The following is a 10,251-nucleotide window of genomic DNA, read 5'->3' on the forward strand; positions in this document are numbered from 1 at the left end:
GCCCCACCGACCGCCCCGCCGGCCGCCTCGGCACCGCCGTCTGGTTCTACGACGAACCCGCCGAGCCCGCCGACCGACAACGCCGTCTCGTCAGCCTCTACCTGCGGTACGCCGTCGAACACGTGGCACGTTGCCTGGCCCTGAGCCGGGCCCGCGCCGCGGCCCGCGCACTGTCCGAGGAGCTGCTGCCGGCCCGGCTGCCGCGCGTGCCCGGCCTGCGGATGGCCGTACGCCACACCACCGGCCCGCGCGGCGGCGGCGACTGGTACGACGCGCTGCCGCTGCCCGAGGGCGCCCTCGGGCTCGCCGTCGGCGGCGTGACGGGCGCGGGGCCGGGCGCGGTCGCCGCGATGGGACGGCTGCGGGCGTCCCTACGGGCGTACGCCGTGATGGAGGGCGAGGACCCGGTCGCGGTGCTCTCCGACCTCGAACTTCTGATGCGGCTGACCGAGCCGGCCCGTTCGGCCACCGCGCTGTTCGCGTACGCCACCTCGCTGCCGGGCGGCGGCCGCAAGCTGACCATGGCCGGCGCCGGGCACTGCCCACCGCTGGTGGTCGGCGACCGGCGCTGCGAGTACGTGGAGACCTCGCTCTCCGCACCGCTGAACATGCTGAGCTGCTGGGAGGCGCCCTGCGCCGAGCTGGTCGTCCGGCCCGGCGAGAGCCTGCTGCTCTACACCGACGGGCTGCTGCACCGCACCGGGGAGCCCGCGGACTGGGCGCTGTCCCGGCTGCACTCCGCCGCGCAGGTCGCGCCCAGGAGCGTACGGGCCGACCCGGAGGCGCTGGCCGACCATGTGCTGCGCACGCTCTTCCCGGACGGGCGGGACCGGGCGGACCACTTGGAGGACCTGGTGCTGCTGGCCGTGCGCTTCGACGACTGACAGTGATGATGTGCATGGTGACGCCGCCGGCGGGTCTGACCCATGTGACCTTTCCGCCACTTCTACCCCCTTCCCCGCTGTTGTCCACGGTTATCCACAGGCGCCCTGACCCGACGCCGTCCGGCGCCCATACGATGGACGAAAGTTCATTCTGAGGAGGCAGGACGTGGCGAAGGCCGAGGACAGGCAGGACGCGGCGGGGGGCCAGGAGGAAGAAGCGCTCGCGGCGCGGGAGTCCGCCGACGCGGACGAGGCGGGCGAGGCCACGGCCGACGGTCAGGACCGCCCGATCAAGCAGCGCAAGAACGGGCTGTACCCCGCGGTCTCCGACGAACTGTCCGCGGTCATGAAGTCCGGCTGGGCCGACACCGAGCGGCGCGGCCTTGAGCCGATAGCGCAGGCGCCGTACGCCGCCGCCCGCCGCGCCGCGCTGTCCGCGCGCTACCCGGGCGAGCGGATCGTGGTGCCCGCGGGCAATCTGCGCACCCGCGCCAACGACACGGAATACCCCTTCCGTGCCTCGACGGAGTACGTACACCTCACCGGCGACCAGACCGAGGACGCCGTCCTCGTCCTCGAACCGCTCGCCGAGGGCGGCCACGCCGCGACCGCGTACCTGCTGCCGCGCTCCGACCGGGAGAACGGCGAGTTCTGGCTGGACGGCCAGGGCGAGTTGTGGGTCGGGCGGCGCAACAGCCTGGCCGAGGGCGAGCAGTTGCTCGGCCTGCCGTGCAAGGACGTCCGCACGGTCGCCGACGTGCTGCGCGGGGCCACCGGCCCGGTGCGCGTCGTGCGCGGCTATGACGCCGGGGTCGAGGCGGCCCTCACCGACAAGGTCACCGCCGAGCGGGACACGGAGCTTAAGGTCTTCCTGTCGGAGCTCCGCCTGATCAAGGACGAGTTCGAGATCGGCGAACTCCAGAAGGCGTGCGACTCCACCGCCCGCGGCTTCGAGGACGTGGTGAAGGTCCTCGACCGCGCCCAGGCCACCTCCGAGCGGTACATCGAGGGCACCTTCTTCCTGCGCGCCCGCGTCGAGGGCAACGACATCGGCTACGGCTCGATCTGCGCCGCCGGCCCGCACGCCACCACCCTGCACTGGGTGCGCAACGACGGCCCGGTCCGTGCCGGCGAACTGCTGCTGCTCGACGCCGGCGTGGAGACCCACACCCTCTACACCGCCGACGTCACCCGCACCCTCCCGATCGACGGCCGGTTCTCACCGCTGCAGAAGAAGATCTACGACGCGGTCCACGACGCGCAGCAGGCCGGTATCGACGCGGTCAAGCCCGGCGCGGCCTACCGCGACTTCCACGAGGCGGCGCAGCGCGTGCTCGCCGAGCGGCTGGTCGAGTGGGGCCTGCTGGACGGACCGGTGGAACGGGTACTCGAACTCGCCCTCCAGCGGCGCTGGACGCTGCACGGCACCGGGCACATGCTCGGCCTGGACGTGCACGACTGCGCCCAGGCGCGCACCGAGACGTACGTGGACTGCACGCTGGAGCCGGGCATGGTGCTCACCGTGGAGCCCGGGCTGTACTTCCAGGCGGACGACCTGACGGTGCCGGCGGAGTACCGCGGCATCGGGGTGCGGATCGAGGACGACATCCTCGTCACCGAGAGCGGCAACCGGAACCTGTCGGCGGGGCTGCCGCGCCGCTCGGACGAGGTCGAGCAGTGGATGGCCGGGCTGAACGGCTGACCAGTTGTGTGGCGGGTCAGGACGCCTTGAGCAGGGCGTCCTCCCGCCACTTGAGCACCTTGTCGAACGCGACGACCGTGCCGTGCCCGGGGCGGTCGTGGAACTGCACATGGTCGACGAGCGCTTCGATCAGGAAGAGTCCCCGGCCGTGCTCGGCGTGCTGGCCCCGCAGGGTCAGCGGCCGGGCCGGCAGGCGGAAGTGGTCGCGGGGCAGACCCGGCCCGGAGTCGGCGACCTCGATACGGCAGCAGTCGCCGTCGATCTCGGCGGTGACGCTGTAGCCCGTGGCCGAACCGGCGTGTTCCACGGCGTTCGCACACGCCTCGGAGAGGGCCACCGAAAGATCGAAGGAGATGTCGGGGTCGACCCCGGCCGTCTCCATGGTCCCCAGCAGAAGTCTCCTGGCCAGCGGGACGCTCGCAGCCTCGCGCCGCAAATGGAGTGACCACCAGATGCTCATGCTCCAGCCTCCTGGCTGCGGCTCGACATACGGTTACGTATTGCCGCGAAAGCCCGGGCGTAAGCGTGATGTTGACGTGATGCCGCTCATTCGGCGGATGCGGCAGCCACACGCGGCGGTGTAGAGGCGCGGCTGTCAAGACCGTCGGCACCGAAGGGCACCGGTGCGAACGGCGATACCCGGTGCGTTTAAGGACTGCGCGGGGGTCGTACGACGCGGCTCCGATACGGCGGCGGGCCGTACGGCGGCGCAGGCCCGTACGCCCAGGGCAACGGCCGTACCGCGTACCGGATCACCTCGCCGGTCACGTCACGGGCAGGGGCCCGGGCAGGGGCCCGGCGGGTAGGCGGGGGCAAGGGCGCCGTAGGCAGGCGGAACCGGCAGTGAGATGATGACCGCCGTCATGGCTGTGCCTTCCTCCGCCTCCTGCCGACCCGCGCCCACCGTGCGCGCGGGCGCCGGGATGCGACTGCTGCGGACCGCGGTGTTCACCGCGGTCTGCGTGCTGCTCGCCGCGGTCGGACACGCCATGGCGTCGGGGCGGGCGGTTCCGGCCGGTTCACTGGTGTGGGGCTGGCTGGCGGTCTTCGCGGTCGTCGCCCCGCTCGCGGGCCGGGAGCGAGGGCTGCCGGGCATCACCGCGCTGCTCGCCCTCGGCCAACTCGCCCTGCACCTGGTGTTCAGCACCGGGCAGATGTGCGCCTCCGTCACCGGCTCCACCCGGAGCGGCTCCACGAACGACCTGGTCGCCGTCGCCGCCCGGCTGGTCTGCGGCGGCGGCAGCACGGCCGCGCTCACCCCGGGGGCCGCGCGGCAGATCGTGCTACGGGCCGGGATCGACCCCGCCGCGGTCGGCGCCGCCACCCACCCGCGGGACATGCTGATGCCGGGCATGCCGGGGCTCGCCGGGGTTTCCGGCGCGCACGGTTCCCACGCGTCGCTGCCCTCCATGCTGCTGTCGATGTTCTCGGCGCCCATGCTGCTCGGCCACCTGCTGGCCGCCGTGCTCGCCGGGCTGCTGCTGCGACGCGGCGAGGCCGCACTGTGGCGGCTGATCCGGCTGTCGGTGCGCGGCGCCGCGGGGCTGACCTCGCTGGCGCCCTCCGCGCTGCGCCGGGCCTGCGCGCTGCTGGCTGCGCTCGCCGCCGCCGTGCCCTGCGCCCGCCGCCCGATACGGGGCGCCACGTGGTCTGCGCCGGCCCGGCACCGTACCGTCTGGCTGCGGCACTGCCTGGCCAGGCGCGGTCCCCCGGTGGTCGCACTGGCGGCCTGACGCGGCGTCGGCTCCTCACGGGGAGCACCGACGGACGCGCGGGTCGCCCGGCCGCCCTCCCACGAGCACCCCTCGTACCCCGACGGTCCCCCGCACCGCGTGCCTGTACGCGCACGCGCAGGCCGGGGTCCCGGTACGGGTACGCGTGCGGGTCCGGGGCGGGCTGCCCGCGTCGCCCGCGCACTCCGCTGTGCGCGGTCCACCGTCAGCGCACCACTTCATCGTGGAGATACCCCTGCCATGAGCAGTTCCCGTATGCGCGGCCGTGCCGCAACCGTCGCCGCGCTCGCCGGCTCCGCCGTCCTGCTGGCCGCCGTACCTGCCTTCGCCCATGTCACCGTGCAGCCGGACTCGGCCGCCAAGGGCAGCTACAGCACGATCTCGTTCAAGGTGCCGTGCGAGGAGGACAACGCCTCCACCATCAAGCTGGAGGTGAACCTCCCGACCGACCACCCGATCGCCTCGGTGTCGATCCAGCCGGTCCCGGGCTGGACCGCGAAGGTCACCACGGCAAAGCTGGCCACCCCGCTGAAGACCGACGACGGCACGGTCACCTCGGCCGTCACCAAGATCACCTGGACCGGCGGGAAGATCGATCCTGGGCAGTTCCAGCAGTTCCCGGTCTCCTTCGGGCCGCTGCCGGACAACGCCGACTCGCTGGCGTTCAAGGCGCTCCAGACCTACAGCGACGGCAACGTCGTGCGGTGGATCGAGATCCCGCAGGCCGGGCAGCCCGAGCCGCAGAACCCGGCACCGACCTTGAAGCTCACCGCGGCGGGCAGCGACTCCGGTGCGGCACCCGCCGCGGCCGGCAGCCCCGCGGCGGCCCCGCCGGCCGGCGGCAAGGGCGCGGCGACCACCACCGCGTCGGCGAGCGGCAGCGACGACACCGCACGCGCGCTGGGCGTGGCCGGGATCGTGGTCGGCGTGATCGGCGTCGGCTTCGGCGTGTACGGCGGGCGGCGGCGTACGGCCGCGGTCGCAAGCGGTTCCGGGGCGTCCGGTGCCTCGTCCACGGGTGCCGCCGGCGGCACCCCGGGCGGCGCCGCCGACGGCCCCTCCGCGCCCTCGGCCTGACCGGCCGCCGCCGGGCGGTCGCGGTACGCGCACCATAGGACCGCGGCCGCCCGGCCCCTTCGAGCACTCGCGAACAGGAACATCTCTCATGCGCACCACCGTCAAACTCGGCGCAGTCGCCGTGACCGCGTCGGCTGCTCTCCTGCTCACCGCGTGCGGGAGTTCGTCCTCCGGCAGCGGTTCGAACGCCGTGGCCGTCGTGTCGACCCACGCCTCGCAGGGACCGGGTATCGCCCTGGACACGCCGTTCGCCAAGCCCTCCCTGGTGCTGACCGACAACCACGGCAAGCCGTTCGACCTGGTCAAGCAGACCGCCGGACACCCCGTGCTGCTCTACTTCGGCTACACCCACTGCCCTGACGTGTGCCCGACCACGATGAGCGACATCGCGCTGGCCAAGTCGAAACTGCCCAAGGCCGACCAGGCGAAGCTCCAGGTGCTCTTCGTCACCTCCGACCCCGACCGGGACACCCCGGGCCGGCTGGACGCCTGGCTCGGCGCGATCGACAAGAGCTTCATCGGCCTGACCGGCAAGTTCAGCACGATCCAGGCCGCCGCCCGCACGCTGGGCGTCGGTATCGACCCGCCGGTGAAGGAGAAGGACGGCAGCATCACCGTCACCCACGGCGCCGAGGTGCTGGGCTTCTGGCCCAAGGACAACAAGGCGCACGTGGTGTACATGTCCGGCACCACCGCGGACCAGTACGCCCGCGAGCTGCCGAAGATCATCAGGAGTGAGCAGTCGTGACCGCGACCAGGTCCGCCGGGCGGCGCACCCGGGCCGGTGCGGCCGCGCTGGTGGCCCTCGCCGCGGTGGCGACCGGCGGCACCATCGCGCTCACCGGCTGCTCGTCATCGGCGGGTTCGACGGGTTCGGCGGCCGCCCCGGACGCCTCCCGCGGCGGCGCCACGGCCGGCGCCAAGGCCACGGGCCCCGCCGAACTCGCGGTGACCGGCGGCTACATACCGCAGCCGCTGCTGACCGACATGGCCGCCGCGTACTTCACCGTCACCAATACCGGCGGCACCGCGGCCCGACTCACCTCCGTGACCAGCGACCTGGCCGCGCACGCCACCCTGCACTCCACGACCGGCGACACCATGCAGCAGGTGATGTCGCTGCCCGTGCCGGCCGGCGGCAAGCTCACGCTGAGCACCGGCGGCAACCACCTGATGCTGGAGGACCTCACCCACAAGCCCGCGGTGGGCGACCAGGTGACGCTGACCCTGCACTTCGCGCACGCCACGCCGACCACGGTGACCGTCACCGTGCCGGTGCGTCCGACGACGTACCACCCAGGAGGCTGAACAGCCGATGGACACACGGTCGTACGTACGACGAGCGGACGCCCGGCGACCGGGTCCGCCGCAGCCGTCTCGGCCGCCTCGGTCGCAGTCGCCTCGGCCGTGGGCGCGTCAGGCACGGTCAGGTCGGTCCCGGTCAGGTGAGGCCCGGGCGCGTCCGTCCGCGGCGTGGGCGGCATGGTCCTGGCCGCGGCGCGCGGCGGCGCTGCTGGTCGGGCTCGGCGCGCTGGTCGGGCTGCTGCTCGGCACGGCGGTACCCGCCTCGGCGCACGCCGCTCTGATCCGCACCGACCCGGCCGACGGGTCGGTGGTCAGGACGGCGCCGCAGCGGGTGGTGCTCACCTTCTCCGAGGGCGTGCTGCTGTCCGACGACTCGCTGCGGGTACTCGACCCGCACGGCACCAACGTCGCCGTCGGCACACCGGGCCACGCGCAGGGCAAGGACTCCGGCGCCACCTCGACCATCGCCCTCAAACCGAGCCTGGGCAACGGCACCTACACCGTGGCCTGGCGAGCGATCTCCCAGGACAGTCACCCCGTCGCCGGCGCCTTCACCTTCTCCATCGGCACCCCCTCCAGGACGGACGTCGACCTGTCCGGTGTCGCGGCGCGCGGCGGCGGCGCGGCCAGCACGCTGTACGGCGTCGGCCGCTACGTCGCGTACGCCGGCTTCGCGTTGCTGGTCGGCGCCTCGGTGTTCCTGTCGGTGTGCTGGCCGCGCGGCGCGCTGCTGCGGCCGCTCCAGCGGATCGCGGCGACCGGCTGGGTGGCGATGGCCGCCTCCACGATCGCGTTGCTGCTGCTGCGCGGGCCGTACGTCAACGGCAAGGGGCTCGGGCAGGCGCTCGACCTCGGCGTGATGCGGGAGCAGCTCCAGACCAGGCCGGGGGCGGCGCTGCTGTCCCGGCTGCTGCTGCTCGCGGCGGCCGCGGTGTTCCTGGCGGTGCTGTTCGGGTCCTACGCCAGACGGGAGGACCCGGAGGAACGCGCGGACCTCGCCTGGGGGCTGGGCATCGGCGGCACCGTGATCGCAGTCGGCATCGCGGCGACCTGGGCGATGGCCGAGCACGCCTCCGTGGGCATCCAGCACCAGGTCGCGATGCCGGTCGACGTGGTCCACCTGCTGTCCATGGCGGTCTGGCTGGGCGGCCTGATCACCCTGCTGACCGCGCTGTGGGCGCCCTCGATCGCGAGCCGCCCGATCGAGCCTTACGCCGTACGCCGCTTCTCGCTGCTCGGGCTCACCGCGATCACGCTGCTGGTCGGCACTGGTATCTACCAGGCGTGGCGGCAGATGGGCAGTTGGCGGGCCTTCACCGGCACCTCCTACGGGCGGATGCTGCTGATCAAGATCGGGCTGGTGTGCACGCTGGTGGCCATCGCCTGGTTCTCCCGACGCTGGACCGCACGGCTCGGGCAGGCCCCGGCCACGGCTTCGGCTTCCGCTTCCGCGGCGGTTACGGCCTCGGTCGGCGCCGCGGTGGCGGAGGACGTACGGGAGCCGGTGGCGGCGGCCACGGACGGGACGGCCTCGAAGGCGGGCGCGGCGTCCGGCGGCGGTGGTGCGGGCGGGGCCGACAGTGCCCGGGCCGCGCAACTACGCCGGCAGCAGGCCGCCCGTAGCGCGGCGCGAGCCAGGAAGGTCCTGGACGCCGACCCCTTCCGCGGCGCGCTGCGCCGCTCGGTGCTGGCCGAGGCGGCGGTGGCCGTGGTGCTGCTCGGGGTGACCACGATCCTGTCCGGCTCCCAACCCGGGCGGGCCGCGGAGGAGCAGAAGTCCCTGGCACCCGCTCCATCCGCGCCTTCGGGCACCGGTACGGGCACGGCGCCGTCCAGGCAGGGGCGGATCGCGGTCACGGTGCCGTACGACACCGGCGGCCCGAAGGGGAAGGGCACCGCGGCGGTCACGGTGACGCCCGGGCGGGCCGCGACCCCGAACCAGGTGCAGCTGGTGATCAACGGCGCGGCCGGCACCCCGGTCGACGTGCCCGAGGTGCGGCTGGCGTTCACGCTGCCCGCACAGAACCTCGGCCCGATCCCGATCACGCTCAAGCACGTCGGCACCGGCAGGTGGACGGCGAGCGCGGCGCAGTTGCCGCTGCCCGGCACCTGGCAGATGTCGGTCACCGTCCGCACCTCGGACATCGACGAGGTGACGGAGACGAAGAAGGTGAAGGTCACTTCGTGAGTGCCACGAACAAAGCGGCGGGGCGCACCGCCGGGCAGGCCGTCAGGAAGACGGCCGGGCAGGACGCCGGGCAGGGCTCCGGCCGGAACGCGGGGCCGGGCGCTGAGCAGGATGCGGCCCGGCCCGGGGTCAGCCGCAGGCGGCTGCTGGGCGCCGCGGGCACGGCCGGGGCGGCCGGGCTCGTGGTCGGCGGCGGTGCGGGCGCCGCCGTGGCGGTCGGCACCAGGGACGAGCCGACCGCACTGACGACGGTCGGCTCGGCACACATCCCGTTCGAGGGCGCCCGGCAGGCCGGAATCGTGCAGCCCACGCAGGCCCGTGGCTACCTGGCTGCCTTCGACCTGGTGGCCGGCGCGGACCGCCGGGCGGCGGCCGCACTACTGCGGCGCTGGTCGGACGCGGTGCGGGAGATGACCGCGGCCGGGCACCCCTCTACCCCCGCGGCGTACGACGACCAGGTCGCCGACGACGCGGGGCCGTCCTCGCTGACCGTCACCATCGGATTCGGGCGCAGCTTCTTCGGGCGGACCGGGCTGGCGTCGAAGCTGCCGACCGCGCTGGCGCCGCTGCCGGACTTTCCCTCGGACCATCTCGATCCCAAGCGCAGCAACGGCGACCTGTGGGTGCAGATCGGCGCCGACGACGCTCTGGTCGCCTTCCACGCACTGCGGGTGCTCCAGAAGGCGGCGGCCGGCACCGCGACCGTGCGCTGGCAGATGAACGGGTTCAACCGCGCCCCCGGTGCCACCGACCGGCCCCGCACCCCGCGCAACCTCATGGGGCAGATCGACGGCACTAACAACCCCAAACCGTCCGACCCGGACTTCGACAAGCGGATCTTCGTGCCGGCGACCGGCTCCCCCGACTGGATGGCGGGCGGCTCGTACGCGGTCGTCCGGCGGATCAGGATGCTGTTGGACTCCTGGGACCACCTGTCGGTGGTCGAGCAGGAGCGGGTGGTGGGGCGCCGCAAGTCCGACGGCGCGCCGCTGTCCGGCGGCGTCGAGACCACACCCGTCGAACTCGACAAGATCAACCCGGACCGGTCGCTGGCGATCGCGGGGGATGCCCACATCCGGCTGGCCGCCCCCGCGTCGAACAGCGGCGCGGCCATGCTGCGCCGCGCCTTCTCCTACCACGACGGCATCGGCACCGACGGCACCCCGGACGCCGGGCTGCTCTTCATCGCCTGGCAGGCCGACCCGATGACGGGCTTCGTGCCGGTCCAGCGCAAACTCGACGGCGCCGACGGATTGTCCCGCTTCCTGCGCCACGAGGCGAGCGGGCTTTTCGCGGTGCCGGGCGGGGCGGGGAAGGGCGAGTACGTCGGCCAGCGCTTGCTGGAGGGCTGACCCCACAGGG

Annotated in this window: 9 protein-coding genes; 8 read left to right on the forward strand and 1 reads right to left on the reverse strand. The window is 73.6% G+C overall.

Annotation, left to right across the window (positions count from 1 at the left end; all coding sequences use genetic code 11):
* Both AC13HU_RS22190 and AC13HU_RS22195 read left to right on the forward strand, forming a co-directional pair.
* The coding region (locus AC13HU_RS22190; protein ID WP_483043676.1) for a PP2C family protein-serine/threonine phosphatase at positions 1-884 on the forward strand (884 nt) is incomplete at its 5' end.
* A 289-nt stretch (positions 885-1,173) separates the two neighbouring features.
* The gene (locus AC13HU_RS22195) at positions 1,174-2,586 is read left to right on the forward strand and encodes an aminopeptidase P family protein (RefSeq protein WP_483043684.1); all 1,413 of its coding nucleotides are present in this window, start codon (positions 1,174-1,176) and stop codon (positions 2,584-2,586) included.
* A 16-nt stretch (positions 2,587-2,602) separates the two neighbouring features.
* Here AC13HU_RS22195 and AC13HU_RS22200 read toward each other — a convergent pair whose 3' ends face one another.
* The gene (locus tag AC13HU_RS22200; RefSeq protein ID WP_483043677.1) at positions 2,603-3,046 is read right to left on the reverse strand and encodes an ATP-binding protein; all 444 of its coding nucleotides are present in this window, start codon (positions 3,044-3,046) and stop codon (positions 2,603-2,605) included.
* Positions 3,047-3,449: 403 nt separating this feature from the next.
* Between AC13HU_RS22200 and AC13HU_RS22205 the strand changes: the two genes are divergently transcribed.
* The 6 genes from AC13HU_RS22205 (at position 3,450) to efeB (ending at position 10,241) form a co-directional block, all read left to right on the forward strand.
* On the forward strand, positions 3,450-4,319 hold the full coding sequence (locus tag AC13HU_RS22205) for a hypothetical protein (RefSeq protein ID WP_483043678.1): 870 nt from the start codon (positions 3,450-3,452) through the stop codon (positions 4,317-4,319).
* A 240-nt stretch (positions 4,320-4,559) separates the two neighbouring features.
* Positions 4,560-5,396, forward strand: a complete 837-nt coding sequence (locus AC13HU_RS22210; RefSeq protein ID WP_483043679.1) for a YcnI family copper-binding membrane protein — start codon at positions 4,560-4,562, stop codon at positions 5,394-5,396.
* An 88-nt stretch (positions 5,397-5,484) separates the two neighbouring features.
* The gene (locus tag AC13HU_RS22215) at positions 5,485-6,144 is read left to right on the forward strand and encodes an SCO family protein (RefSeq protein WP_483043680.1); all 660 of its coding nucleotides are present in this window, start codon (positions 5,485-5,487) and stop codon (positions 6,142-6,144) included.
* Positions 6,141-6,704, forward strand: a complete 564-nt coding sequence (locus AC13HU_RS22220; protein ID WP_483043681.1) for a copper chaperone PCu(A)C — start codon at positions 6,141-6,143, stop codon at positions 6,702-6,704. Before AC13HU_RS22215 ends, AC13HU_RS22220 begins: the two co-directional genes overlap by 4 nt.
* A 7-nt stretch (positions 6,705-6,711) precedes the next feature.
* Positions 6,712-8,889, forward strand: coding sequence for a copper resistance CopC/CopD family protein (locus AC13HU_RS22225; RefSeq protein WP_483043682.1), 2,178 nt, complete (start codon positions 6,712-6,714; stop codon positions 8,887-8,889).
* On the forward strand, positions 8,886-10,241 hold the full coding sequence (gene efeB, locus AC13HU_RS22230; protein ID WP_483043683.1) for an iron uptake transporter deferrochelatase/peroxidase subunit: 1,356 nt from the start codon (positions 8,886-8,888) through the stop codon (positions 10,239-10,241). Before AC13HU_RS22225 ends, efeB begins: the two co-directional genes overlap by 4 nt.
* Positions 10,242-10,251: the final 10 nt, after the last annotated feature.

Source organism: Streptomyces sp. NH27, from assembly GCF_056859195.1.

Excerpts from the sequence above, each read along its gene's own strand:
- AC13HU_RS22200 (WP_483043677.1), bottom strand. The coding sequence starts at position 3,046 with ATGAGCATCTGGTGGTCACTCCATTTGCGGCGCGAGGCTGCGAGCGTC.
- AC13HU_RS22210 (WP_483043679.1), top strand. The coding sequence starts at position 4,560 with ATGAGCAGTTCCCGTATGCGCGGCCGTGCCGCAACCGTCGCCGCGCTC.
- AC13HU_RS22205 (WP_483043678.1), top strand. The coding sequence starts at position 3,450 with ATGGCTGTGCCTTCCTCCGCCTCCTGCCGACCCGCGCCCACCGTGCGC.
- AC13HU_RS22215 (WP_483043680.1), top strand. The coding sequence starts at position 5,485 with ATGCGCACCACCGTCAAACTCGGCGCAGTCGCCGTGACCGCGTCGGCT.
- AC13HU_RS22225 (WP_483043682.1), top strand. The coding sequence starts at position 6,712 with ATGGACACACGGTCGTACGTACGACGAGCGGACGCCCGGCGACCGGGT.